The sequence below is a fragment of the Chloroflexota bacterium genome, from assembly GCA_020850535.1.
Lineage (GTDB): Bacteria > Chloroflexota > UBA6077 > UBA6077 > JACCZL01 > JADZEM01.
Genome location: JADZEM010000065.1, coordinates 26,369 through 51,113, shown reverse-complemented (window position 1 = coordinate 51,113; position 24,745 = coordinate 26,369). Strand labels below are relative to the sequence as shown.

At 69.4% G+C, this 24,745-nt stretch carries 15 protein-coding genes and 1 pseudogene; 6 read left to right on the top strand and 10 right to left on the bottom strand.

The window, feature by feature from the left end; genetic code table 11:
• Positions 1-315: 315 nt before the first annotated feature.
• A pseudogene (locus IT306_09785) lies at positions 316-486 on the bottom strand (site-specific integrase).
• 288 nt (positions 487-774) lie between these two features.
• Here IT306_09785 and IT306_09780 point away from each other — a divergent pair.
• The 3 genes from IT306_09780 (at position 775) to IT306_09770 (ending at position 4,910) form a co-directional block, all read left to right on the top strand.
• Positions 775-1,914 carry an extracellular solute-binding protein gene (locus IT306_09780; protein ID MCC7368703.1) on the top strand — a complete coding sequence of 380 codons (1,140 nt, stop codon included), beginning with the start codon at positions 775-777 and terminating at the stop codon, positions 1,912-1,914.
• A gap of 268 nt (positions 1,915-2,182) precedes the next feature.
• Entirely contained in the window at positions 2,183-3,805 is a 1,623-nt protein-coding gene (locus IT306_09775) for an iron ABC transporter permease (protein ID MCC7368702.1), read from the top strand.
• Positions 3,798-4,910 (top strand): ABC transporter ATP-binding protein, encoded by a 1,113-nt coding sequence (locus tag IT306_09770; GenBank protein MCC7368701.1) that lies wholly within the window; start codon positions 3,798-3,800, stop codon positions 4,908-4,910. The genes IT306_09775 and IT306_09770 overlap by 8 nt, the downstream gene beginning before the upstream one ends.
• Here IT306_09770 and IT306_09765 read toward each other — a convergent pair whose 3' ends face one another.
• The gene (locus IT306_09765; protein ID MCC7368700.1) at positions 4,911-7,874 is read right to left on the bottom strand and encodes a YfhO family protein; all 2,964 of its coding nucleotides are present in this window, start codon (positions 7,872-7,874) and stop codon (positions 4,911-4,913) included. It abuts the gene before it with no gap.
• A 379-nt stretch (positions 7,875-8,253) separates the two neighbouring features.
• Here IT306_09765 and IT306_09760 point away from each other — a divergent pair, with 379 nt between their 5' ends.
• Positions 8,254-9,015: an enoyl-CoA hydratase/isomerase family protein gene (locus IT306_09760; protein ID MCC7368699.1), complete on the top strand. Its 762-nt coding sequence runs from the start codon at positions 8,254-8,256 to the stop codon at positions 9,013-9,015.
• A gap of 513 nt (positions 9,016-9,528) precedes the next feature.
• Here IT306_09760 and IT306_09755 read toward each other — a convergent pair.
• The 7 genes from IT306_09755 to IT306_09725 all read right to left on the bottom strand — a co-directional run bounded on the left by IT306_09755 (position 9,529) and on the right by IT306_09725 (position 20,368).
• Positions 9,529-10,479, bottom strand: coding sequence for an ABC transporter permease (locus IT306_09755; protein ID MCC7368698.1), 951 nt, complete (start codon positions 10,477-10,479; stop codon positions 9,529-9,531).
• A gap of 18 nt (positions 10,480-10,497) precedes the next feature.
• Positions 10,498-11,442, bottom strand: a complete 945-nt coding sequence (locus tag IT306_09750) for an ABC transporter permease (GenBank protein ID MCC7368697.1) — start codon at positions 11,440-11,442, stop codon at positions 10,498-10,500.
• A 358-nt stretch (positions 11,443-11,800) separates the two neighbouring features.
• Positions 11,801-13,666, bottom strand: a complete 1,866-nt coding sequence (locus IT306_09745) for a peptide ABC transporter substrate-binding protein (protein ID MCC7368696.1) — start codon at positions 13,664-13,666, stop codon at positions 11,801-11,803.
• Between the two features lie 278 nt (positions 13,667-13,944).
• Positions 13,945-15,081 carry a methyltransferase gene (locus IT306_09740; GenBank protein MCC7368695.1) on the bottom strand — a complete coding sequence of 379 codons (1,137 nt, stop codon included), beginning with the start codon at positions 15,079-15,081 and terminating at the stop codon, positions 13,945-13,947.
• Between the two features lie 122 nt (positions 15,082-15,203).
• Complete coding sequence (locus IT306_09735) at positions 15,204-17,528, bottom strand: MEDS domain-containing protein (GenBank protein ID MCC7368694.1); 2,325 nt, start codon at positions 17,526-17,528, stop codon at positions 15,204-15,206.
• A 455-nt stretch (positions 17,529-17,983) separates the two neighbouring features.
• The gene (locus IT306_09730; protein ID MCC7368693.1) at positions 17,984-20,029 is read right to left on the bottom strand and encodes a sortase; all 2,046 of its coding nucleotides are present in this window, start codon (positions 20,027-20,029) and stop codon (positions 17,984-17,986) included.
• A gap of 48 nt (positions 20,030-20,077) precedes the next feature.
• Positions 20,078-20,368, bottom strand: coding sequence for a hypothetical protein (locus IT306_09725; GenBank protein ID MCC7368692.1), 291 nt, complete (start codon positions 20,366-20,368; stop codon positions 20,078-20,080).
• Positions 20,369-20,694: 326 nt separating this feature from the next.
• Here IT306_09725 and IT306_09720 point away from each other — a divergent pair, with 326 nt between their 5' ends.
• On the top strand, positions 20,695-21,540 hold the full coding sequence (locus tag IT306_09720) for an alpha/beta hydrolase (GenBank protein MCC7368691.1): 846 nt from the start codon (positions 20,695-20,697) through the stop codon (positions 21,538-21,540).
• Positions 21,541-22,316: 776 nt separating this feature from the next.
• On the top strand, positions 22,317-23,018 hold the full coding sequence (locus IT306_09715; GenBank protein MCC7368690.1) for a hypothetical protein: 702 nt from the start codon (positions 22,317-22,319) through the stop codon (positions 23,016-23,018).
• A 29-nt stretch (positions 23,019-23,047) separates the two neighbouring features.
• Here IT306_09715 and IT306_09710 read toward each other — a convergent pair whose 3' ends face one another.
• Positions 23,048-24,688, bottom strand: a complete 1,641-nt coding sequence (locus IT306_09710) for a thiamine pyrophosphate-binding protein (GenBank protein ID MCC7368689.1) — start codon at positions 24,686-24,688, stop codon at positions 23,048-23,050.
• Between the last annotated feature and the right edge of the window lie 57 nt (positions 24,689-24,745).

Sequence of the window (24,745 nt, the reverse complement as noted above, 5' to 3'; positions counted from 1 at the left end):
CCCGTCGCGTTCTCCGATCTCCTGCCGACCACGACGAAGGGAGGTGCCCTCACTACCTCACGCTAGCCCTGCCGGGGTGGGGACTTTTCCCTGGCCACCGGTGGGGACTTCCGCGTGGCCATTGACATTCATTCGCGAGTTGCTGGTACCGAGCCCTATAGGGCAGGAGTGAAGCTGGGACGAGCGCAACGTTGTCCAGCCGCGCCTTCCGAATCATCCTGGGTGGTGCCTTGAGTGAGCGCACGATCCGGTAGAGCCGCCCCGTCTTCGGATCGACCGCCCGCCGCTGTGTTCGATCCTTAGGCTCACGCGGCGTCATAGACTGGTCGCCTCCATCAGCTTCCGCTTATTCACCGCATTCGGGTTGAGGTACCCCTGGGTCGTGGAGGGCTTCTTGTGGCCCATCCAGTCCATCAGGTCGGGCAGGGGGATGCCCGCTCTGGCCTTGTGGTCGGCGAAGGTGCGTCGGAATGCGTGGGGATGGCCTTCTTGGCAATGCCGGCCGCCTCACGGTACGTGGTGACCAGCTTCCTGACCCACCGTTGGCTGATTGGCTCGTCGTAGCGGTTATCGGTGGCCTCTCTCCGCGCCGGAGTAGGGTCGGGGGTGAGGCTCTCCAGGGAATGTTCACGAGCAACTCGTCCCGTGCTCGCTGGCTTTCGCACGTGAGAGTGCTCCCCGGTGGCCCGACCCGATTGTCAGCCTGCCCGTCTCGGAGTAGAATCGGCACACTTCACACCGCGTTGGTGTGTCGATGGCAACAGGGAGGGGATCATGGCGTCCACTGGCGGACAACGGAAGACCGCGACGGGTCGTCGCTCAATCACGCGCCGCGAGTTGATGCGGCAGGTGGCGCTCGGCGTGGGCGCTGCCGCGCTCCTCGGCTCGACGCCGGCCCTGGCCGCCGAGCTGACCGCCGAGACCGTCAAGAGCGATCCTCGGCAGGTCGCTGTGCCAGCCGTCCGGCAGAGCGTCGGCACGGTCACCATCTACTCGGCGCTCAACGAGTCCACCAACAACGCCTTCGTCGCCGCGTTCAAGGAGGCCGTGCCCGGTGCCGATGCCCAGCTGCTGCCGCTGGCCGCCGCCGGCGAGCTTCAGACCCGTATCCGCACCGAGAAGAACTCGCCCAAGGCGGACGTCTTTATCGGCGGCTCCAGCGAGTTCCACGATCCGCTCGGGAAGGAAGGCCTGCTGGAGCAGTACGTCTCGCCGAACGCGGCGACGGTGGACGCCGCGTACAAGGATCCCGATGGAAACTGGGTCGGCTGGTACGTCGGCATCTTCGGGCTGGTCATCAACACCGACCGCTGGAACAGCGAGATGGCCGGCATGGCGAAGCCCGGGACCTGGGACGACCTCCTGAACCCGGCCCTGGCCGGCAAGCTCGACATGCCAGACCCGGTCAAAACGGGCGGCGGCTACATCTTCATCGCCAACCAGGTGTTCCGGTTCGACCGGGACGAAGAGAAGGCGATGGAGTACATGAAGGGCCTCCACAACAACATCGGGCAGTACGTCGGCACCTCGCCGCAGGGCATCGAGCTGGTGGCGCAGGGGCAGTTCCTGATGGGGCCGAACTGGGGCCACGACATCCTGACGGCCGCCAACCGTGGCATGCCCGTCGAGTTCGTGGCGCCGGCCCTCACAGCCAACGAGGTCGGCGCGGTCAGCATCGTCAAGGGCGGCCCGAACACCGAGGGCGCGAAGGCGTTCGTGGACTGGGTGCTCACGCCCGATGCCGCGGCCCTGAATGTCAAGCTGTCCAACCGGCTCTCGGTGCTGCCGAGCGTCCCGCCAGCCGCCGGCGCCCCGACGCTGGATCAGGTCACCCTGACGAACTACGACCGCGTCTGGGCCACCGAGAACAAGGACCGCCTGATCAAGAAGTGGCAGTCGGCCATCGGGATGTAGAGCGTCCGGTGAGGGACAAGAAGGCCCTCACCCCCAACCCCTCTCCCTGTGCGCGGGAGAGGGGAGGCATATCAATGCGGTTCGGCACTGCGACTCATGCCCAGTCGTGTGGGTACAGCCGTGTAGTTGTTCCGTCTCCCCTCTCCCGCGCACAGGGAGAGGGGTTGGGGGTGAGGGGCCTTTCTCGCTCCGCGAGGACGCGGGGTGAGGGCCTCTCCGTCATCTCCTGCGAACCCACGCCTGAGGCCGCCATGCATGTGACCGCGCCATGAAGGTGTTCATCCGCGAGCCTGCCCTCGGCCTGACCGCCCTGGTGCTGGTCGGGTTGATGATCGCGTTCATCATCATCCCGCAGGTACAGGTCGTGCTGGCGCCCGGCCTCAAGGGGTACGAGGCGTTCTTCCGCGAAGGGCCGAACTGGATCCGGGCCACCCAGAACAGCCTCTGGGTGATGCTCTACTCGACGACGACCGCCGTCGTCCTCGGGTTCATTTACGCCTACGCGATGGTCTACAGCCGGATGCCCTGGAAGCGGTTCTTTCGGCTGATCGCGATCCTGCCGATGCTCTCGCCGCCGTTCGTGGTGGCGGCCAGCTACATCCTCCTCTTCGGGCCGCGCGGCCTCATCACCTTCTACGTCTTCGGCAAGAGCCCGAACATCCTCGGGTTCTACGGGCTGTGGGGCGTCCAGACCATCGCCTTCTTCCCGATAGCCTACCAGTTGATCGCCGACGTGCTGGCGCGCTCCGATCCCAGGCTGGAGCAGGCCGCCCGCAACCTCGGGGCCGGCCCGTGGAAGGTCTTTCTGACGGTCACGCTGCCGCTCTCGCGGCCGGGCCTCGTCGCGGCGATCCTGCTGGTGGCGATCTACGTCGTGGAGGACTTCGGGAACCCGGCCCTGATCGCCGGGCAGTACACCGTCCTGCCAACGCTCGCCTACGGCCTGATCTCCGGCTTCGGCGACTTCGCCGGCGCGGCCGTCGTCAGCACGATCCTGCTCGGGCTGGCGATGACCATGTACGTCATCCGCCTCAAGCTGGAGGGCCGCCACGGCTACGTGACGGTCAGCGGGCGCGGCTCCTCGATCCCCCGGCCACCGGTGCCGCGCGTCGTGAACTGGGCCTGCTTCGCGATCTGCCTGATCCTGGCAGTGCTGATCGTCCTGGTCTACGGTGTCCTGATCCTGAGCGCGCTGGTCGAGGCGTACCCGTTTAACTTCACGCCCACGCTGAAGCACTTCGCCTACGTGGGCGCGCACTTCACCTCGCTGCGGAACAGCCTGATCTACGCGCTCGTCGCGGCGGCCGTCTGCTCGCTGCTGGCGATGCTGCTGGCCTACATCGTCCAGCGAAAATCGTGGCGCGGGCGCGGGCTGGTGGACTTCATCGCGATCGTGCCGGCCGCCGTCCCGGGCATCTTCTTCGGCATCGGCTACGCCACGACCTTCAACCAGAAGTGGCTGGACTGGCTGGATCGGGGCGCATTGATCACCATCAGCATGATCTTCTGGAACATCCCCGTCGGCTACCGGGCGGCCGTGGCCGGGCTGCAGCAGATCGACCGCTCGATTGACGAGGCGGCGACCAGCATGGGCGCGAGCAGCCTGCGCTCGTTCCGCGACGTGCTGCTCCCCATCCTGAGCGGCCCCCTGACGACGGGCTTCGTCACTACGTTCGTGCGGGCCATCACGACGCTCTCGGTGGTCATCTTCCTGTTCACGCCGTCCACGACCGTCGCGACCATCACGATCTTCCAACTGGTCAACGATTTCAACTGGGGCGGGGCCACGGCGTTCACCGTCTCGGTGATCGGGTCGGCAATCCTCGTGCTGCTGGTGGTCTGGACGATTGCCGGGCGGCGCGTCAATCTCGAAGAGGTGGCCGGTGGCTGAGTCGCAGCGGATCGAGCCGCACATCCGGCTCGTCAACATCACCAAGCGATTTGGCCCAGTCGGGCAGAATCCGCCGGCCGTGGACAACATCTCGCTGGAGGTGCCGCGCGGCAGTTTCACGACGCTGCTCGGGCCGTCCGGCTGCGGCAAGACCACCACGCTGCGGATGATCGCCGGCTTCTACGAGCCGGACGCCGGCGACATCCTGCTCGGCGACCGCCGCATCAACGACGTGCCGGCCCACCGGCGCGGCACCGCGATGGTCTTCCAGGACTACGCCCTCTTCCCGCACATGAGCGTGGCCGAGAACGTCGGCTACGGCCTCAAGCTGGCCGGCGTGAAGGGGCCAGAACGCCAGCAGCGGGTGGCGGACACGCTCAAGTTCCTGGGCCTCACTGGCCTGGAGAAGCGCTCCCCCAGCCAGTTGAGCGGCGGCCAGCAGCAGCGCGTGGCGCTCGCGCGGGCGCTGGTGATGAACCCGGAAGTCTTGCTGCTGGACGAGCCGCTCTCCAACCTGGACGCCAAGCTCCGCGTCAGCATCCGCGACGAGCTGATGTCGATCCAGCGGCAGCTCGGCATCACCACCATCTACGTCACCCACGATCAGGACGAGGCCCTGGCGATGAGCGACTGGGTGGCCGTCATGAACCGCGGCAAGGTGGAGCAGTGGGGCCCGCCCTGGGACATCTACTACCACCCGCGCACGCCGTTCATGGCCGACTTCGTGGGGACCGTCAACCTCGTGAAGGGGCAGGTGGCCTCCGCCGGGCCTGACGCCGCCCACGTTCGCGTCGGGGATCAGACCATCGTGGTGCCGGGCGACTGGTCCGCGCTGTCCTCGGGCAGCCAGGTCGTGCTCTCGATCCGCCCGGAGAGCCTGTCGGTCGCCGCGCCGGCCGATGCCCACGTCCATGCTGGCGCGGTCTTCCACGGCGAGGTGGTTCGGCACACGTTCCTGGGCCGGCTGATGCGCTACGCGGTCAGGTCCGATGGCCAGGAGTGGCTCGTCGACCAGCCAGACCCGGGCGCCGGGCCACCGCTCGCAGGCTCGGTGGTGGTCCAGGTGAACGCCTCGCGGGTCCACATCATCCCGGACGCTGGGTAGTCAGCCGGCGGCTGCCGCCGGCCGCGGCACGGGCGCCCGTCGGCGGCCGAGGCCGGCCGCTGTGAGCGCCACCATCATGACCAGCGCCGCGGCCGTGATGCCGGCCCCCAGCAGCAGGCTGGTCGGGCGGTAGCGCCAGGTCACCGTATGTTCGCCGGGCGGGACTTCCACCGCCCGGAACAGGTAGTTGGCGCGCTCCGAGCGCGCCTCCACGCCGTTCACCGTCACCGCCCAGCCCGGGAAGTCGGCGTCGGCCAGCACGAGGTAGCGCGTCTCCTGGGCACGGACCTGAATCTGCACCAGGTCCGGCTCGTAGCGCACGATCTCAGCCCGTTCGGCCGGGGCGATGGGCGGGCCGTCGAGCACCACGTGGACGCGCTCCTCGGCCGGCCGTTCGAGGAGCGCCGTGGTGCGGGGATTCAGCGCGTCGTCGGTCAGCCGCACGATGGTCCAGTCGTTCGGCGGGGCGCTGACGGCGCGCGGAGCCAGGTAGGCGCGCGGCTGTGCGCCGAGGTTCTCGTAGATGAGGGTGGCGTCGGCGTCGTAGGCCACGCGGTACTTGGCGCGGTGGGACGCCAGCACGGACCGCACGACGTTTGGTCCCCGCTCGTGCAGGCCCAGGCCGGCCAGCCGCAGCAGGCCCGTCCGCGCGACTGCTCGCACGTCGATCTGCTCGATCTGGAGCGTGGAAGGCAGCGGCAGATCGGCCAGGTAGACGTCGCGCGGGAACGCCTTGCCCGCTGGATCGCGCGGCTCCCAGCGCATCCCCACCTGGGCCTTGCGGTGGGCAACCGCGCCGGGATGCTGGTCGTAGGCCGCCTCGGAGAGATGCTCGCCGGCCCGCAGCACCAGCGTCAGGGGGGAGAAGCCGCTGCCGGAGACGGTGATCTCCGCGACCGGCTCGCCGTCTGCGAGGCTGCCGCCATATGTCAGGCTGCCCAGGACACGGATCGCGTCGGCCGGGGTCGGTGCGAGCCGGAAATGCTCGTCGCCGAGCGGGCTGTCGGCGCGCCCGTCGAGGAGCGGCCGGGCCGGGTCGAACGAGACGGACGCCGCGTGCATGGGCGGCAGGCTCCCCTTCGGCTCGACGACGTAGCGAACGTTCCAGAGATCCAGCAGATCGTCGTCCACCTCGTTGACGCGGGTCCAGTAGCGTTCCATCCTGGCCGTCGGCAGGGAGCTGTACCCGTAGGCCTGGGCGACCCCGAAGAGGGCGGGGCGGCTGGTCACCGAGAGGTCTGAGCGGCCCGTGAGGAACGTGCGCCAGAGGCCGGGCTGCTCGCTCAGGAAGCGGAGCGGGCGGGAGGCCGCGCGCAGCTCCGCCCGTGAGACGGTCGGATGGAACCCGTGCGCGACGGTCAGCAGCTCAGCCGCGCCGAGGGCCGCCGCCAGCGCTGCCAGCCGCGCCGAGCCTCGGCCACGCCACGCCCACGTGAGCAGGAGCGCGCCGATGACAGCCCCGCTCGCCAGCGCCAGCAGCGTCCACGGGTTGTCGAGCAGGAGCGTCCCGAGCAGTCCCTCGCGGACGGCGCTCGCCGTGAGGGCCGCACGGTCCCGTGGGAGCTGGAGGTACGTCTCCTGGAGCCAGCGCAGCGTGCCGGACTCGTCCGCCAGCAGCCACGCGCGCAGCCGGAACCCGCCGACGGCCAGCGCCATGCTGCTCCCGACGACGAACACGGCCAGCGGACGCGCGCCGCGCGGGGCCGTCTGCGCCCGCAGCCGGTCGACGCCGAGCGCCGCCAGCACGGCCAGCGCCAGCTCGAACACCAGCGAGTAGCGGACGGGCGCCCGCATCGAGGAGAAGCCGGGGAGCGTCCAGAGCCAGCCGTACAGATCGACCGGCGCGTTCGAGGACATCGCGAGCAGCAGGCCGAGCAGCCCCACGCCGGCGACCGGCAGCGAGACGCTGCGTCGGCCGGCCACCAGCCCGACGAGCGCCAGGAACAGCCCGATGACTCCGACGTAGACGGTGCTCTCCCAGTAGGGGTAGCGCATCCACTGCACGGCCGGATCGGCGCGGAAGCCGTAGGGGAGCAGCAACGTGAACAGATCGACCGGGGCCAGCCCGCCGGCCGCCGCCTGGGCGTAGCTGAGGCCGTCGCCGCGCGAGGAGGCCGCGCCAAGCTCGTAGGTGGGGAGGAGCTGAACGCCCGCACCGGCCAGCCCGAGACCGCCGATCGCGGCGATGACCAGCAGGCTGCGCCCCGCCAGCCGCGTCAAGCGCACCGCCAGCATACGCGGGCGAGTATCCCCGTCGGCCAGCGCGAGGGCCAGGGCGCGCAGGCCGACCCACGCCCCGAGCGCCACCAGCTCGATCAGGACGATCTGCGGGTGCAACCCGAGGCCGGCCAGCGTCAGCGTGCCAGCCCCGAGCGCCAGCCAGAGCCAGCGGCGACGGTCCTCGACGCGCAGGGCGAGGTCGGCACAGGCGAGCATCGACGGCAGCCACGCGGCGCTGCGGACGATGTTGCCGTGATCCAGGTGGCCATACATGAAGCCGCCCAGCGCAAAGACGACCCCGCCAAAGGCGCTGCCCATCCGCCCCAGGCCCAGCACCCGCCCGAGCGCGTACAGGCCGGCCGCCGCCAGCAGGTAGTGGGCGCTCCGCAGGGCGATGAACGCCACATCCACCGGCAACAGCAGCAGGAGCAGGATGTTGGGCGGGTAGAGCAACCCGATCTCGCCGTCTGCGACCAGTGGATACCCGGCGAAGATCAGCGGGCACCAGAGGGGGAATCGGCCGGCGGCCAGCTCGCCGGCCAGCCATGCCGTGAGCGGGTAGTAGAACGCGCCCGTGTCCCGCTGGTGGCCGACGACGCCCGGCACGACAAACCGCCCGAAGAGACCGAGCAGCGCGACGAGGGCGACGCTGCTGCCAGCCAGCTCGTGACGCAGGCGGCGGGCACGAACGGACCAGGGCAGGTTCCAGGTGGGGGCGAGTCTGGCAGGTTGAAAAGAGAGCATGCAGCGGGGCAAGCAGACCGTCGCGCCAGCATCGGAGGCCGGCAGCAAGGAGCACGCGGAGAGACGATAGCAGCCCAACAGGGTGAATGTAAAGATCCCTTAATAAGATTGGGGTGTGGGCCGTGGCCTGTTCGTGAAAGTATGCAACCCTCACTTGTCATCCTGGGCGCAGTGAAGGACCTCACCCGCTGACCGTCAACGCTCGTGTCGCCCGCTGACCGTCAAGGCCCGCGTCAGCGGGTGAGCGAGCGGTCGGGGCTTTGAAGCCCCGACGACGCTGCACGACACGCCCAACATGCGAACGCCCTGCTCGCTGACGGCCGATAGCTGACACGCGGCCTCTGCCCGGGTACCATGTCCCCACCAGTGGGAGGGTGTGATGTCGGTTGCTACGGAGCGGCTGGTCCTGGTAGAGAAGCGCGGGCCGGTCGGGATTGCGACGCTCAATCGGCCAGAGAAACACAACGCCATGAGCTCGGCCCTCAGCCAGCAGCTCGTCGATGCCATCGACGCCTTCGAGGCAGACGACGAGATCGCCGTCATCGTCGTCACCGGGGCCGGCGAGCGAGCGTTCTCGGCCGGCGGCGACATGACCGAGGTTCGCGACCGGATGGGGCCGAATGGCCGTAGCGGTGGCGGCCCGAACACCAGCGAGCGCGTGCGAACCTGCGCGAAGCCGGTCATCGCGGCGATTCGCGGCATTTGCTACGGGGGCGCGGCCCACCTGGCTGTCAACTGTGACATCCGCATCTGCGGCGACGACACCCGGTTCCGGTTCGTGGCGGCGCAGTACGGCATGCCGGCCTGCGGAGCGATCCTGCCGCGCATCGTCGGGGACGCCAAGGCGAAAGAGATCCTGATGACCGCCGACATCGTCTACGCCGACGAGGCGCTCCGCTCAGGGCTGGCGAATCAGGTGGTGCCAGCGGCCGAGGTGCTCGACACGGCCGTGGCGATGGGCGCGCGCATCGCCGCCAACTCGCAGATCGCCGTGCAGGCGCTCAAGCGGATCATCGACGCGGCGCTGCCCATCGACGATGCGATGGCGCTGGAGCAGGCGCTCGGGAAGGCCGCCCGTGAGTCGACGGACTCGGAACAGCGGTTCCGGGCCGCCGCGACGCGCGTGACCGGCACGGCGTAGCGGCTGGGTCATGGGTCATGGGTCATGGGTCATGGGTCATGGGTCATGGGTCATGGGTCATGGGTCATGGGTCATGGGTCATGGGTCATGGGTCATGGGTCATGGGTCATGGATGTTCGTGAAAGCGTGCAACTCTCACTTGTCATCCTGAGCGCAGCGAAGGACCTCACCCGCTGACCGTCAACGCGCGTGTCACCCGCTGACCGTCAACGCGCGTGTCACCCGCTGACCGTCAACGCGCGCGTTACCCGCTGACCGTCAACGCTCGCGTCACGCTCCGACCGCCAGCTTGTGTCTCACCCGCTGACCGTCAACGCGCGTGTCAGCGGGTGAGCGAGCGGTCGGGGGTTGAAACCCCACTGCCGTTCAGTTCGGCGCGCGTCGCGCTTCCGTACCACGAGCGTCAGCGAGTGGACCCGAATGGTGACGGTCCGACTCGCTGACGCTCGCGGTGTGGACGGCGTCCCATTTCCCTGGCAGAGCCTGCCCTGAGCGTGCCGCGTGGGCTCGCTGCTAGAGCGTCCGGCGTGGGTCCAGCGCGTCGCGCAGGCCGTCCCCCACGAAGTTGATCGACAGCACCGCCAGGAAGATCATCGTGCCGGGGATCAGCGCCTGCGCCGGGTTCGTGCCCAGGAAGTTCTGAGCGTCGAACAGCAGGCGGCCCCAGGTCGGCACGTCGGGCGGGAATCCGAGGCCCAGGAACGACAGGGTGGACTCGGCGATCATCGAGGAGCCGACCGAGAGCGTGCCCGCCACGATGATCGGGCTGAGGACGTTCGGCAGGATGTGCTTCATGATCCGCCCGGAGCCCGCTCCGAGGCAGCGGGCCGCCTCGACGTACTCGCGCTCGCGCTGCGTCACGAAGCCGGCCCGCACGAGGCGGGCGGTCGGCATCCAGTTGAGGCCGCCGATCACCCCCACGATCATCAGGAACACGCCAAGCTCAAGCCCAAACGCGTTTCTGAGGGCGTCGCGGTACAGGTAGATCACCAGCAGCAGCAGCGGCAGCTGCGGCACCGACAGGAAGACCTCGATGATGCGGCTGAGGGAGATGTCCACCCAGCCGCCGAAGAAGCCGGCCATCGCCCCGATGAGCACGCCGATGGTGATCGACACGAGCATCGCGCAGAGACCCACGGCGATGGAGATGCGCCCGCCGTAGAGGACGCGCGCCAGCGTGTCGCGGCCCAGGTCATCCGCGCCGAGCGGGTGCGCCGCCGTGAACAACCCTGCCTTCGGGTTGTACATGAAGTCGAGATCGTTGATCGGCGTGCGCCAGAGGATCGGGCCGAGCAGCGTGAGGGCGATCAACGCAAAGTAGACGAATGCGCCGATCACCGCGAGCTTGTGGCGGCGAAACCTGCGCCAGGTGTCGCTGACCAGGGACCGGTTGTAGCGGGCGGGAACGGGCGCCGCCGCGGCAACGACAGCGCTGCCAGACTGGGCGGTTTCGGTCGTGCTCATCGCGACTCCTGTCCCTCTCTACCGATATCGGACGCGCGGATCGAGGATGCCATACAGCAGGTCCGCGAAGAGCGTGAAGAATACCACGAGCGCGGCAAATACCATGATGATGGCCATGATCACCGGCGTGTCATTGTTCTGGATCGAGGAGATCAGCAGCGAGCCGATCCCAGGCACCCGGAAGATCTGCTCGGTGACGACGGCGCCCGTGAACACGGTCGGGAGCTGCAACGCGATCAGCGTGACGACTGGCACCAGGGCGTTCCGTAGAACGTGGCGGGTAACCACAACCCGTTCTGCGAGGCCTTTCGCGCGGGCCGTGCGCGCATAGTCCTGGTTGAGGTTGTCCAGCATCGATGCCCGCACATAGCGGTTCAACGTGGCAGCCTGGAGCAGCGCCAGCACCGAGATCGGCATGATCGCCTGGCGGATCCACTCCACGGGATCGGTCACTTGCTGGTTGTAAACCATCGGGAACCAGCCGAGCGTGACGCTGAACGTGATGATCAGCAAGACCCCGGTAAAGAACGTCGGCAACGAGAATCCGATGAAGCTGATGCCGGTGAACACGTGGTCGAACCAGGTGTACTGCCGGGCGGCCGTCAGCACCCCGAGCGGGATGGCGATCAGGACGGCCGTCAGGTACGCGAGACCGATCACCCAGAGGGTGGTCGGGACGCGCAGCATGATCAGGGTGGACGCCGGAATGCGGCTGCCGAACGAGTAGCCCCAGTCACCCTGCACATAGGCGAACAGCCACTTGAAGTAGCGTATATAGATCGGCTGATCGAGACCAAACTGCTTGCGGATGTTCTCGCGGACTTCGACGGGGATGTCGCTGCTGCCCGCGAGGTTGGACAGCGGATCACCCGGCGCCAGCGCCAGCACGGAGAAGACCACCAGACTAATCACGAGCAGGGTCGGAATTGCGATTAAGAGCCGGCGGATGGCGTAAGTTGTCACGCTCGGATCACTCCGTTTCTCCCGGATGCGCCGTTCCAGGTCGTCCGCGCTGAGCTGCTGCTTGAAACGTACAGGAACGATGGTCCGCGTTCCCGCCTGAGACCGTCACCCGGTGCCGTGTACACGGCCCGCGTCCCGCTTCGGGGATGGCCGCCGCGTGCCACCTGACGCGACCATCGCCGATGTGCGCCAGCCTACCACCAGTCGCGGTATCAGGCAAGCGTCTGACTGCCACAATCGGACGGCATGACCTCGTGCAAGAGTGCGGCCGTGAGACGGCATCGGCGCAGCCGCTGATATGGAACGACCGGCTGCCAGGCGGCAGCCGGTCGCAGCACAGGTCGGTGGGCGCGAAAGGCTACGCCTTCTTCCAGTCCGCGATGTTCCAGGTCTCGCTGTCGAAGGCCCGGGACTCCGGGCCGGTGAGGGCCTTGATCTTGGCGTTCGTGAACTTGCGGTCCACCAGCGGGATGTCCGCGAAGTCCTTGACGATGATGTCGTTGAGCTGCTGCCACATGGTGGCGGCCTTCGCCGTGTCCAGCTCGACGAGCACCTTGTCGAACAGCGCGTCGTACTCGGCGTTCTGCCACTTCTGGAAGTTGCGGCCCGACCAGTTGTTCGACTTCTGGCCCCAGGTCCGGTCCGGATCCTTGCCGGTGTAGAACCGGTTCATGTAGCCGACCGGGAACGGCGAGTCGAACGTCGAGGTGAACATCTGCACGTCCACCGAGAAGCGGGCGAAGATGTCCGGGTTGCCAGGATCGCTCGAGAAGAAGACGCCAGCGTCCACCGACTTGATCTCCGTCTCAATGCCGATCTTCTGCCAGCCGTCCTTGATGATCGCCTGCTCCTTCTGGCGGAGCGAGTTGATCGACGTCTGGAACACCACCTTCATCCGTGCGCCGCTGGGGGTGGTGCGGATGCCGTCGCCGCCGCGCTTGTAGCCGGCGTCGTCGAGGATCCTGTTGGCCTTCTCGATGTTGAACTCGTGCGTCGAGGCTTTCGAGGAGAGGTTGCCGGGCGTGGTCAGGACGTTGTTGGTGGCCTCACCCGTGGGGCCGTAGAGCTGGGTGACCAGCGTCTTCTTGTCGATGGCCAGCGACATCGCCTCGCGGACCTTGATGTCCGAGAGGAACGGGTGCTTGGTGCCGGCCTTGCCGCGCTCCCCGTCGGTCTCCTTGGTGTTGTCCATGAACGGGAAGTAGACCTGCTCGACGCCCGAGCCCGGAGCCGTCAGCAGGTCGCCCTTGCCGCCGTTCATGATGTCGGCCAGGACCGGAGCCTCAACCTGGAGGTTCCAGGACCAGTCGTACTCGCCCGTCTGGAAGACCGCGCGCGCCGCCGAGGCCGCGTCGCCGCCGCCCTTCATCTCGATGCGCTCGAAGCCGGGCTTGCCGGGCTCGCGGTAGTTCGGGTTCGCCTTGTAGATGACGAGGTCGCCGGGCTTGAAGTCCTCGACCATGTACGGACCGGTGCCGATCAGCTTGGTGTTGAGCGGCGCCTCGCGGGACTTCGAGCCGATGAAGTCCTTCATGATGTGCTTCGGCAGGATCTGGCCGTTCGTGCCGACAAACGGCACGAACCAGCCGCCGGTCGGCTCCTTGAAGGTGATCTTGACGGTGCCGGGATCGACAGCCTCCACCTTCTCGATGTTGGCGTAGGTGCCGGCCGTCACCGCCGACGATTCCTTGTTCGCGATGAACTCGAAGGTGAAGGCGACGTCGTCAGCGGAGAACGCCTGGCCGTCCGCCCACTTGACGCCAGACTTCAGCTTGTAGGTCACGGACTTGCCGTCCGCCGCCACGCCGCCGTTCGCCTGGCTCGGGATCTCGGCCGCGAGCACCGGCGCGAACTTGCCGTCGCCGTCGACGGTCATCAGCGGCTCGGTGCAGCACCGGGCGGCGATGTAGTCCTTGGTTCCCTGGGAGAGATGGGGGTTCAGGATGGTCGGCGCCTGCCAGAGCAGGAGCTTCAGCGCGCCGGTCGGCTTGCTGCTGGAGGAGGCCGGCGCGGACTGCGCGGGCTTGGCCTCGGCCGGCTTGCTCTCGGCGGGCTTGGTCTCGGCCGGCTTGGCGGCGGCGGCCGGGGCCGTCGTCGCAGCCGGAGCGGCCGGCTTTGTCTCAGCGGGCTTGGTCTCCGCCGGCTTGGCCGGGGCTGGTGCAGCAGACTGACCGCAGGCCGCGAACAGCGGCAGGGCCGCCAGCGACAGCCCGACACGGAGCATCTGGCGCCTGGTCACATGGCGGTGTGGCAAGGATTCCTCAGAAGCGGAGCGGTTGGAACTCACCGGTCCCTCCCATTGGAGAATAGGTGTCGGAAGACTATCACCAGAAGTGCAACTACGCAAGCGTTGCGACTCCAGAGACGATCGCGCATCGCTCAGTGCACCGATTTAGCGCCCAAGACGCCGCACGGCCGGCGGGGCCTCCCGGTCATCATCCTGGTCGTGAATGCGTCTGCCCCTCCGCGACAGTTCGGGAGGGGCAGGCAGGTGCGGGCAACTCAGCGCGAGGGGGCTGAGCCGCCGCGCTCGGCGACCAGCACCTTGTACGCGCGATCGCCGGCCGCCTCGCGGACGTTGCCCAGGGCGGCCCTGAGCGTCCGCTCGTAGGGCAGGAACCGGTTGCAGACGACCCACACCCGGCCGCCCGGCCGGAGCGCGGCAGCCGCCGTCCGCAGGAACCGCTCGCCGAGGGTCACGTCCTGCGCGCGGCCCCGGTGGAACGGCGGATTCATCAGGATGGCGTCGAAGGTCTGGCCGGGCAGATCGTCCAGCAGATTCGAGAGGTGGATGGCGACGCCCGCTGCTCGGGAGCGCTCGGCGCCCTGCCGGGCGGCTGCCACGGCCAGCGGGTCGGCATCTACCAGCGTGCAGCGGGCCGTCGGGTCCAGCAGCGCGGCCAGGATGCCCAGCACGCCGCCGCCACACCCGAGATCGAGCACCTCCGCGCCGGGCGGCACCTCGAAGACCTCTGCCAGCATCCGGGTTGCCGGGTCCAGCCCGCCCCGTGCGAAGACGCGGTCGTCCTGCACGAGCTGGAGCGTCTGGCCGCGCAGCTCCAACGAGACGACCGGCAGCGCCGCCGCTGCTGGGGTGGCTGACGCCGCATCGGACTGATCTGCCGCATCCTGTGTGCTTCCTGGCCCCAGCGGCAGCGCCGCCCGGTAGACGCGGTGGCCCTTCCGATAGTGAACCACCTCGACGGCTGCGAAGTGCGTACGCATCGTGCTCGCCATCGCTTCCGCGCCGCCCTTCCGTGGCCCGGCCACCAGCAGGCAGCCGTCTGGCGCGAGCTGGCCGGCCGCCGTCGCCACGATCTCGCGGAGCACCCGGTAGGTGCGCGCCGCCTCGACGTTCAAACCGAGCACGTCGAACGGACCAGCGGGCAGGCCATCGCCGCCCAGCATCGCTTCGGCGTTGCCTAGACCGCACCCGACGCCGCCGGCCGCACGATCCAGGTGCAGCAGGCACACCCGATCTGCGCCGAGCAGCGCGTTCGCGGCGGCCACCGTCTCGCAGGCCTGCACGCCGATCAGCAGCGCAGACGGACCGCCCGACGACTGTCGGTCCGGGCGGCGGGCCTCTGCCTCCAGCGCGTCGAGCAGCAGACGCTCGGAGAGGCGATCAGGCCCAGGCATGCGGCACGCTCGTGGCGGCGATGGGGAACATGGACAGCCCCGAGCCGGCCCGGCGGCCGGCGAAAGCTGCCGTCAGTATGCCGGCTGCCGCCCGCCCGTCAGCAGGATGCCCTCGCGCTGGCCTACGCGCCGCGCGAGACCCGACCCGGCTTCGTATCCAGGAACGGCGGGACGACATCCGGCGCAGGATCGCGGTCTACTCTGGTCCCATCGCCGACCGTGCCGGCTGCCACCCCCTCGACGGCCCGGATCAGCGACGACAGCTGGTACGGCTTGGCGACGACGGCATCAACGCCGTTCTCGGCGGCCAGGGCCGGCTCGATGTCCGACGCCCACCCGCTGACCATCACGACGCGCAGAGACGGGCACGCCTGACGGGCGAGTCGGACGAGATCCCAGCCGTTCATGCCCTCGCCCAGCCCGAGATCAGTCACCAGCACGTCGATGGGGCTGGCGTCGAGCGTCGTCAGCGCCTCGTGGGCGGCGTGCAGCGCGACGACCTCGTGGCCGGCCCGTCGCAGCCCCTGCGCGGCGAGCTGGGCCAGGGCCGGCTCATCGTCCACGACGAGCAGGCGAAGGCGGCCTCCGGCCTGGGGCATCGGCGGCCGGGATGCCGTCGGACGCGGTGCGGGCGCAGCCGGCAAGAGCAGCCGGATCGTCGTCTCCGCCTCCGCTGCTTCTACATGCACAGTTCCTCCGTGGCGGTTCACGATGCTCCAGACCTGAGCCAACCCGGGGCTCGCACTGCGGAGATTCCAGCGGGGGCGTGTCGGCGTTCGCAGGCTGCGTGGCGGCGGTTGCCGTCTGTCGAGCGCCGGGCTGCCCGCGACGAGACTCGGAGCGGGGGGCGCCAGGGGCGTGGCCGTGACCGCGAGCACGACCTGATCTTGTGCCCGCGTTGATGCAACCTGGATGCCACCGCCCTCCGGCAGGGCATCGACGGCGCTGAAGACCAGGGCCGTGAGCGCGTCGCGCAGGCCCGGCTCGTGGCCGACGACGTTCAGCCCGACCCCCGCCGCGACGGCCTCCAGCCGAATCGGCCGGCCTTCGAGCTGGGCCAGGTCGCGCCAGCGAGGGGCGGTCAGTCGTGAGACGTCGTGCAGCAGCAGCCGCACGTCGATGGTCGTCCGCTCGGCGAAGGCGTCGCTGCGCCCGAAACGCTGCAACTGCCCGACCGTCTCGCCGCTGTCGAGGGCCGCCCGCAGGATCTCGTCGAGCGCGGCGCATATCTCGGGGGATGCGCCATCGTGGCGCAGGGCCTCGCGGACGCGCTCGCCGTAGCCCGCGATCACGGTCAGCCGCTCGTTCAGGTTGTGGGCGACGCCGCTGGTCAACTGCCCGAGCATCTGGAGGCGCTCCGCCTGGATTCGGTCCACCGGCCAGCGCGCAGCGGCCGTGCGGTCGGTCAGGTCTTCCACGAAGACCACCAGCAGATCGGGCGGGAGCACCACGAGGCTCACGTTGACGGTTCGCGGGAAATCCTGGCCGGAGGGCGTGAAGACGTGCTCGCGCCAGACACGGCGATCTGGCTCGGCGCAGGCCAGCATCTCCGGCAAGGCGCCCATCGGCCCGTTGGCGGACAGCTCCGAGAGGCGCGTCCCCAGCAGCCCCGTGGCGTCGGTCCCGAGCATGCGCTCGGCAACCTCGTTGCGCTCCACCAGCACAAACTCGTCGCCATCGTCAGGGTCGGCGCTGTTGGTGCGCTCCCAGATGAAGGTCGGCAGCGGGTTGGCCAGCAGTTGCCGGCGGAGACGGTCGGTGATGTGCCGGCGCTCCTCGCGCTCGACGGCCAGCGTCCGCCCCTGCTGCTGCAGGCGCGCCACCATCTCCAGTCGGGCGTCGTCTGACGGCAGATCGGTGTAGGCTTCCGTCGGCACGACTGTCCCGTGCTCGGCGCAGACCCGCGCCAGCGTCTCGCCGCCGGTCACGCCGAGGAAGCGGTCGAGCGGGTACGCGCAGCAGAGCGCCGAGGGCTGCACCCGGAGCAGCTCGTTCCACAGTGCCTCGACGGTGAGGGCCGCCTCGACGCTGCCCACGGCGGCCAGCATGTCGGCCATCTCGCAGAACGTCGACACCGGCCCGGACCCCGCTGCTGACGCCTCTCCGATCAGCGCACCAAGCACGTCGAGAAAGCGGTTGCGGTCTGGCAGGCCATCTTCGAGGCACCGTGACAGGACGACGGCGACGTCACAGACGACGAGCCGTCCGGCGGCCGTCAGCCGCTCCAGATCCAGGCCGCGTGCGCGCAGGGCGGCGTCGATGGCGGTCCGGTGGATCGGGGCGGCCACCACAATCGTGGACTCCCCACGCGCGAGCGCCGGGGCCAGGAAGTCCGCCGACGTTGCGGCGAGCGCATCCAGGTGCTCGTAGAGCCGAACGCGGTGCATGGCGGCCGAGCAGACCGCCCCACGCTGAGGAGCGATGCGAAGGTGGGATATGTCGTTCATAGGGAATCCGAGAGCGCGGCTGCGGAGCGAAACGTGCAAGTCGCTCCCCCCGTCCGATCAGACAACGCCGCGCGTCAGCGCATTGTGATGGCATCCACGGTCGATTCCCCGCGAGACAGACATTTCCTGACGTCGTTCTCACGCGAGGCCCGCTCGTGGCGTGTCGGGCAGCCTCCGGGCGGTCTGGTCCCCACACCGGCGTCGGCGCGTACGCTGTCCTGAAAACAGGCTTCGGGATGCCCCCCACCCCCGACCCCGTCCCCCGCACGCGGGAGCGGGGGAGCCGGCGCGGAGCCGTCCATTTTCATCCTTTGAGGTGCCGCGAAGCGGCATGGGGGCTGCGCTCAGGATGACATTGCAGCTCGCATACTGTACATACAGCGACAGTCTACGTCGGCGAGAAGCTGCCCGTCCTCGGACACGCACCCAGGAGAGGGAGTGGTACCCGGGGAGGGTCAGCGGCGCTCGACGGTGATCCGCGCGCCGAGGACAAACCCGGCCGGCAGGGCGTCGAGGGGCTGCCCAGGGCGCTCGCTGGCGTGGCGGCGCAGCAGGGCGTCGGCGTCGGGCGGGAGCGGGCCGACGCGGATCTCGTGGCGGATGCCGGCAGCGCCGCCCAGCACGAGGTCGGCCTGCCAGCGGCCCTCGGCATCGATCTCCAGCGGACGGGGCAGGGCGTACCACCGGCTGCCCTCAACCTCCGCCCGCACGAACAGCCAGAGCGGCCCGGCCTGATCGGCGTCCGGGGTGCGCCGGCCGCGCACCGTCAGCCGCTCGGGGACGCGCCCGCCCTCGGTCGGCGCGTCGAGCAGGATGCCGGGCGCGCGCGGCTCCTGTGCCTCAGCAGCCCCAGGTGTCAGGTTGACCGACGAGCCGTCAGCGGCGACCGACGAGCCATCAGGGCCGGCCGGCGCGTCACTGTGCGCCGTGGCCGATGGCGGGCCGCCCGCCGCTGCCGGATCGCTGGCCGGCTGCGCGGCTCCCTGCGTCGCCGCCCCGGACGGCGAGCCAGCGGCGGCCTGGGTCGCCTGGGCGTCGACCGCTGCTTCGTGGGCCGCCCGCTGGGCCGATGCGATCTCGGCCTCGCGGGCGGCTTGCGCGGCGCGCTCGGCGTTCGCACGAATCGTCTGCTGGGCCAGCTCGGCCGGCTCGGCCACGACCCACAGCCGGTGCGAGTAGTCCTGCCGCGCGACGCTCCACTGGCCGGTGCAGGTCATCAGGGTGAGGCGCGGCGTGCCAGTCGGCTCGGTGGGCGAGACATCCGTGTACGGGCGCACCGAGATGTCGCTGACCACAAATATGTACTCGACGCCGCGCGAGGTGGCCGTCACCGTGTCGCCGGGCCGCAGTTGACCCAGCCGGGCGAAGACGTCGCCTTGCGGGCCGGCCAGGTGCCCGATCAGCACCGTGTTGCCCTCGCTGACGGCCGCCGAGCCCTGCACCTGCCCGATGACGAACGGCGGCGGCTCCCAGGTGACGGGCACCACGGGGGCGCGCACGTTCAGCCTGGGCACCACCACCGTGCGGGCAGGCCCGGGGCGCGGGCGCGGCGCGACAGTGCGCGGCTGGGCCTTGCCGATCTCGGCGTCCTCCCCCAGCAGGACGCGCACCTCGGGGCCGTCGACCTCATCAGCCGTGGCGATCAGGTGCAGTTCGACAGTCTGGCGCTCGCCAGGGCCGAGCGGCGCGAAGATGAAGCGGCGGGCGGCCTCCCCGTCCGGGCGGTCGTCGAGGACGGCCGGCGCCGCCCCCAGGACCGTGTACGACTGAAGCCAGCGCTGCGCCAGCACCAGGGAGATCGGGCCGGTGCCGGCGACACTCCGGTTCTGGATCGTCACGGCGAGGCGGGCATGCGCGCCCGGCTCCGGCGGATCGAGGAAGCGGAAATCGGCCTCGGTCAGGTCAAGGTCAGCGGGAGCGGCGACGGCCGCCGGCGCCTCAGGGGCGACGGCGCCCTGCTGGCCGACATCACTCCCTCGGGCCTCGGGAGGAACCTCAGCCCCCAGATCCGGGTGAACCTCATCCCCCCGGCCCCGCTGCGCGGCGCGACTATCCTTCGGCTCGCAAGCTCCCGCGGAGCGCGAATATCGTTCTGCGGAACGACATCGCTCAGGAGCTTCGCCGACATCATCTCCAGCGCGGAGCGGAGGGGGGATCGCTGTTCTGCCATCTTCACGGCGTGGAGCGGGGCCGCTTACCACCTCTGCCGCTCCAGAACGAGGCAGTGCATTCTCTCCCCCTCTCCCGCGTGCGGGAGAGGGGGTCGGGGGGTGAGGGGCTTCCGCCGGTTGCGGTGTGGGTCCACGCGTGGCCGTCGGCGCGGCGTCGAGCCAGAGCGGCGGCTGCTCGGAGGGGAGGTCCGCCTGCGGGGCGTGCGCGGTCCCGGCCCAGGCCTGGTTCGCCTGCCACGCCTCGACGAAGACGCTCAGGCCGACGCCGACCACTCCGACGCCGAGCAGCACCGCCAACCCGGCCAGCAGCTTCGGGAGTCGGTCAGCCACGGGACGGGCTCATGGGCGCATGGGGCAAGCGAACGGTCGCCCGGGCGATCAGGCTGAGTGCTTCCGCCGTCGGAAGGCGTACAGGCCGCCGCCGATCAGCGCCGACCCGCCGGCGACGAGTCCGCCCGCCAGCTCCAGCGGGATGCCGCCGGCGCGTGGGGCGGTGGTGGCAGGCGCGCCCGCCGGCTTGGCAGCAGGGGCAGGGACGGCCGGCGCGGCCGTCGGCTTGGGCGCTGGCACCTGGGCGGCAGCGTCTGGCGCGGCCGGGGCTGCGAGCGACGCGGCGAACATCGCCGTGGCGGCGAGGGGCACTGCGATCAGGGTAGGCAGGCGCTTCATGAGCACTCCTCGTCCGCTCGCGACCGGGGGCCGGCCACGAGGCTCAGGTGTGAGCGGTGTCTGACCGCGTCATGACAGCACGATCTCGGCCAGCACGGCATGATAGCTCGGAGCCGGCCCCCTCACGAGGATTCTGGGCTGGTGGCGCGCAGCATGCTGTGCCATGCTCGCGACGCTGGCGCGTGTGCGACCTCACTATTGCGATCTGATATCGGCCTGCTCCGGCCCGAACGACGCAGCGTCGCAAGAGACACTCAACAGATGATGGTGCCGCAACAGGGCAGGACCGGCAGCAGCTCCGTGCAGCACGTACGTCGGGAGAACGCATGGATGCAGCAGCAGTGGTGGCAGGTGACGTGCGCCTTGGCTACACCGTGAGCGGCCACGGTGAGCCGGTCGTACTGATCCATGCGGGCGCGCTGGCCGACTGGTTCCGACCGTTGCTTGAGCAGCCGATCCTGACCAATCGGTATCAACTGATCGTCTACCACCGAGCGAACTACGGGACGAGCGAGCACGGGTGCGCGCGCTTCAGCGTGCCCGAGCAGGCGGAGCAGTGCCGCCAACTGCTGAGCCACCTCCGTATCACCAGGGCACACCTTGTCGGGCACTCGGCGGGGGCGGCCATCGCGCTGCAACTGGCCCACGACGCGCCGAGGCTGGTGCAATCGCTGACGGTGATGGACCCGGCGCTCTCCCCCGGCGCCGCGACTCGGGCCGGTGCGCCGCCGCTCCTGCGGACGCTGATCGAGCAGCACGCCGCCGGCGACACGGCTGGCGCCGTCGATGGGTTCATGCGCTCCGTCTGCGGTGAGCGCTGGCAGTCGGTGGTGGTGCGGATGCTGCCTCCGGATGCGCTCAGCCAGGCGTTGACGGATGCGGACGGCCTCTTCCGCCAGGAGATCCCGGCCCTGCTGGCGTGGCGCTTCTCCGAGGAGCAGGCGCGGCGGGTGATCTGCCCGACGCTCGTCGTGGCGGGTGCGGAGAGCCCACCCGTGTTTGCCCAGCGCCAACACCTGCTGCTGGAGTGGCTGCCGCGCGCCGACGCCTTTACGCTGCCGGGAGCCGGCCACCTGTTGCACCTGGAGCAGCCTGAGCGCTTCGCGGCGGCGCTCGCCTCGTTCCTGGCCCGCCACCGCATGCCCGTCATGCAGGGCAGTCGTCGCGCCTGATCGGCGAGGCAGGCAGATCGGCGTGTTGATGGCGCTCGGAGCCAGTACACGGACTCCGGATATCCGTTCTCAAACCGCATCCGGCCGGGGGCTGGCGGGTATACAGTTGAAGTGAGATCAGGGGAGTAGCGGCCTTTCCCGAACGGGCGCACGCTCTTCGCCGCGAGTGCGTCGGGCGTCTGGCGCGCGTCCGCGCCGTAGATCGGGCCACACGCATGGTGCCGAGACGGCCTGCCAGGTGCAGAGGCTCCATCCCCTGGAAATCTGCTCTAGACAGGTGCCATTCGTCCCATATACTCGACGCAGCCCCAAAATCCCCCGAACAGGTGGCTCAAAACGGCTACTGGCGGCGCACTGTTTTGCGCCCCTGCACAGACATAATGGGCATAACGAGAGGCCGGAGTCGCTCCCGCGCCCGCTCGACCTGCAGCGCCTGCTCGGAGGCCGGACATGCTGGAGTACCCCATCGCGCAGCTCGTGTTTCTCGGACTGGTCGCCGGTGTGGTCGGCATGGTGCTGATCATGCTGGCACGGATGCTCCGGGCGTAGGTCGGATGACCGCGCGGGGGCGCGGTCACCTGAACGCGCATGTCGACGGAACTCCTCTCCGGTAGTTGACCATCGGCTGCGCACCGGCAGCGTTGGCAGCATGGCCCGTAACGATGCGCTGTTCGGCGTTAGCAGACGAACAGTTCGGCGTCATCTTTCCGCGGCATACTCTGGATTGCTGGTGGATTTCGCGGGACGATGTCCCGCACCCTTGAGGAGCCGCCCCCATGCGTGTTCGCGCCGTTGCTCGCGGAGTCCTGGCTGCAGCCGTTGCCGTCTTGTCCCTGGGATCGCTCGTCGTGTCGGCGCAGGAGCCGACCTCTATCGCGCTGACGCCCGAGCCGGCGAAGACCATCGCCCTGCATCGGTGTGGCGGCGCGACGCTCTCCACCGCCACCACGAACTGCATGGGCTTCACGGCAGGTGACATTCTGACCGACCCATCCATCTTCGTCGTCGGCTTCGAGAGCAACAAGGATCTGGCCGAGAAGCACGTGCTCCAGGTCGCCATGCAGTTCGACCTGACCAAGATCACGGTCGGCCCGAATCAGGCGATCGACTTCGCGGAGCTGATGTTCTCCGAGGTCAGCACCACGAAACGGTCGGCGGCCGGCGAGTCGGAGTACGGCATCCTGACCTCGTGCAACACGAAGCTCGGCGTGCCAACCTCGGCCTGGAACGGCAGCACCGACCGCCTGATCGCCACCCAGCCGGCGAAGACGGACGGCATGACGCCCGCCACGACCGCCGAGTCTGGCGTCTGGAACGTGCTGCCGCAGGTGCTCGACTGGGTGGCGGCCGGCCAGCAGAAGGGCGTGCTGGTGCTCGGCGCAGACGACCAGTCAGCGGACATCCGCGAGATGTCGGCGTGCCTGTCCTACCTGACGGACGCCGTGCTGACGGTCCAGGTCTCCGAGAAGCCGCAGTAGAAGCAGTCGGTTGAGGGTAGGGCCTCCCCCTACCCCCGCCTTGCTGTCGCCCGCGCCTCCATGTGCGAGAAGATCATCGGCATCTTCCCCACTGGTACCTCGATCAGGCTCGGGCCGTTGTGCGCCAGCGCCTGTCGGATCGCGGCTCGCAGCTCGTCGGGGCCGACCGCCCGCAGCCCCTGGACCCCGAACACCTCGCCCAGGGCCGCGAACGACGGGTTCTTCAGCTCCGAGGCGATGGTCCGCCCGCCGAACTGGTACTCCTGGATGCGGCGGACGTTTCCGTACGCGCCGTCGTCGAAGACCACCGCGATGACGGGGATATTGTGCTGGACGGCCGTCGCCAGCTCCTGCACGTTGAACATGAACCCGCCGTCGCCGTTGATCGACACGACCCGCCGATCGGGGTTCCCGACCTGCGCCCCGAGCGCCGTCGGGAAGCCGTTCCCGAGCGTCCCCTGGTAGCCTGACCCCAGGAACGTGCGCGGCTGCTCGATGGGCAGTCCGCCAAACGTCATCCAGTAGCCGACCTGCGTGCTCTCAGTGACGAAGACCGTGTCGTCTGGCAGCTCCTCGCGCAGCACCCGCCCATAGAGAGCCTGCGGCTCCAGCGTCCCGATGTCCTCAGCCATCTGCCGCTTGAGCGCTGCCAGCTCGGCGCCGCGGTCGGGGCGGGCCGGGTTGTCGGCCTGCACCAGCTCGATCAGCGAGGCCAGGGCGGGCTGGGCGTCCGCCACGATGCCGACCGTTGGCGGCGTGCTGCGGTACATCTGGGTGCCATCCGCGTCGATGCGGATCAGCGGCACGCCCGGCCGGGGCGCAATCGTCCGGTTCCGCAGTCCGACGAGCCGCGTCCCGACTGCCAGCACGGCGTCGGCATCCTCCAGCAGCCGCGGCAGCCCGACAAACGAGAACCCGAGCGGATGCGACGAGGGCGCCGCCCCGACGCCGTTCGCCGTCATCGCGACGGGCGCACCGAGCAGGTCGGCCAGCAGGCGGACCTCGTTCCAGGCCTCGGCCAGCAGCACGCCGCCGCCCGAGATGATCAGCGGCCGTTTTGCGTTGCGGAGGATGGCTGCCGCCTGCTCCAGCAAGGCCGGCTCGCCCGTCTCGACGGCCGGCGGGAACGGTTCCAGCAGCCTGACCTCACGCTCGGCGGCCAGGACATCGGGAGGAACCTCGATGGCCGTCGGGCGCGGCCGCCCCGAGCGCATCTGCCGGAACGCCTCGTGCACGAGGTACGGCACCTCAGACGGGGCCAGCGCGCTGCCGGCCCACTTGGTCAGGTGCCGCAGCAGTCCGATCTGGTCCGGGATCTCGTGCAGCAGCCCCCGGCCGACCTCCAGGGCGTCGGACTGGATCTGGCCGGTCAGACAGAGGACGCGGGTGTTGCAGGCGTAGGCCGTCGAGAGCGCGCCCGTCGTGTTGAGCACGCCCGGCCCCGGGACCACGAGGTAGACGCCGATCTTCCCCGTCGAGCGCGCGTAGCCGTCGGCCATGTACGCCGTGGCCTGCTCGTGGCGTGTGTGGATCACATTGATCTGGTCGCTCTCGGCGTGGAGCGCGTCGTACGCCCAGTCGAGCTGAATGCCCGGGATGCCGAAGATCGTATCGACGCCTTCGCGCAGGAGCGACTGCACGAGCGCCTGCCCGCCGGTGAGCCGTGCCATGGCATGCCTCCAGAGGAGTGCAGCGTAGCAGACCCACCCGCGGGCCGACGAGCAGTT

What these genes read in the sequence shown, in the direction of transcription:
- IT306_09780 (MCC7368703.1), top strand. Translation starts at nt 775, where the DNA reads ATGGCGTCCACTGGCGGACAACGGAAGACCGCGACGGGTCGTCGCTCA.
- IT306_09775 (MCC7368702.1), top strand. Translation starts at nt 2,183, where the DNA reads ATGAAGGTGTTCATCCGCGAGCCTGCCCTCGGCCTGACCGCCCTGGTG.
- IT306_09765 (MCC7368700.1), bottom strand. Translation starts at nt 7,874, where the DNA reads ATGCTCTCTTTTCAACCTGCCAGACTCGCCCCCACCTGGAACCTGCCC.
- IT306_09760 (MCC7368699.1), top strand. Translation starts at nt 8,254, where the DNA reads ATGTCGGTTGCTACGGAGCGGCTGGTCCTGGTAGAGAAGCGCGGGCCG.
- IT306_09755 (MCC7368698.1), bottom strand. Translation starts at nt 10,479, where the DNA reads ATGAGCACGACCGAAACCGCCCAGTCTGGCAGCGCTGTCGTTGCCGCG.
- IT306_09745 (MCC7368696.1), bottom strand. Translation starts at nt 13,666, where the DNA reads ATGCTCCGTGTCGGGCTGTCGCTGGCGGCCCTGCCGCTGTTCGCGGCC.
- IT306_09740 (MCC7368695.1), bottom strand. Translation starts at nt 15,081, where the DNA reads ATGCCTGGGCCTGATCGCCTCTCCGAGCGTCTGCTGCTCGACGCGCTG.
- IT306_09735 (MCC7368694.1), bottom strand. Translation starts at nt 17,528, where the DNA reads ATGAACGACATATCCCACCTTCGCATCGCTCCTCAGCGTGGGGCGGTC.
- IT306_09725 (MCC7368692.1), bottom strand. Translation starts at nt 20,368, where the DNA reads ATGAAGCGCCTGCCTACCCTGATCGCAGTGCCCCTCGCCGCCACGGCG.
- IT306_09720 (MCC7368691.1), top strand. Translation starts at nt 20,695, where the DNA reads ATGGATGCAGCAGCAGTGGTGGCAGGTGACGTGCGCCTTGGCTACACC.
- IT306_09715 (MCC7368690.1), top strand. Translation starts at nt 22,317, where the DNA reads ATGCGTGTTCGCGCCGTTGCTCGCGGAGTCCTGGCTGCAGCCGTTGCC.
- IT306_09710 (MCC7368689.1), bottom strand. Translation starts at nt 24,688, where the DNA reads ATGGCACGGCTCACCGGCGGGCAGGCGCTCGTGCAGTCGCTCCTGCGC.